This window comes from Nocardia sp. bgisy118, from assembly GCF_057708605.1.
The window spans coordinates 1-653 of sequence record NZ_JBYISM010000094.1 but is presented as its reverse complement, the minus strand read 5'-3'; the positions used below and the strand labels follow the sequence as shown (position 1 = coordinate 653).

The following is a 653-nucleotide window of genomic DNA, read 5'->3' as shown; positions in this document are numbered from 1 at the left end:
TAAGGCGCGCGCCATCCAGGACGAGCTGGGCCGATTGGACTCGACGATCGGCAAAGAGCTCCTCGCCGACGGTTGGCAGGGCAAGGCAGCCAGCGCATATGACGAGTCGTGGGTGGAGTGGAAGCAGGGCGCCGACACGATCGTCGCGGCCCTGGAGGAGTCCGCTGCGAATCTGGCCGAGGCCGCGATCGCCTACGAGATGCAGGACGAGGCCACCAGCTCTGCGCTCGGCGGCCTGCAGGGGCTGGATCTGCCGTGACGGCTGATGACCGATTCCGGGTCGATCTCGAGCAGCTCGATGCCGAGATCGACACGATGGACAAGTTCGGCAAGACGGTTGCCGACTGGCTGGCCGAGATCGACCGGCAGATCGCTGATCTGCATTTGAGCTGGTCGAGCGAAGCCGCGACCGCGCAGCGCGCTGCTCATGACAAGTGGAGCGCCGGGGTGGATGAGATGCGCGAGAACCTCAACGAACTAAGGGAAGTGGCGCGGATCGCGCACACCAACTATTCGAGCGCGATCGAGCTGAACCAGAAGATGTGGCCCTAATGACGGCCCTCGTCGTGACACCGGCGGAGTTGCGTACTGCGGCGGGGTCGATCAAAACGGCGTGGCAGTACTCCTGGAACGACATGAACACGCTGTTCACG

At 64.0% G+C, this 653-nt stretch carries 2 protein-coding genes; both read left to right on the top strand.

The window, feature by feature from the left end; translation table 11 throughout:
* On the top strand, positions 1-259 hold a 259-nt coding region (locus AC3EO7_RS37885; RefSeq protein ID WP_435593895.1), incomplete at its 5' end, for a WXG100 family type VII secretion target.
* Positions 256-552 carry a WXG100 family type VII secretion target gene (locus tag AC3EO7_RS37880; RefSeq protein ID WP_435593894.1) on the top strand — a complete coding sequence of 99 codons (297 nt, stop codon included), beginning with the start codon at positions 256-258 and terminating at the stop codon, positions 550-552. The genes AC3EO7_RS37885 and AC3EO7_RS37880, both read left to right, overlap by 4 nt.
* The last annotated feature ends 101 nt before the right edge of the window (positions 553-653 follow it).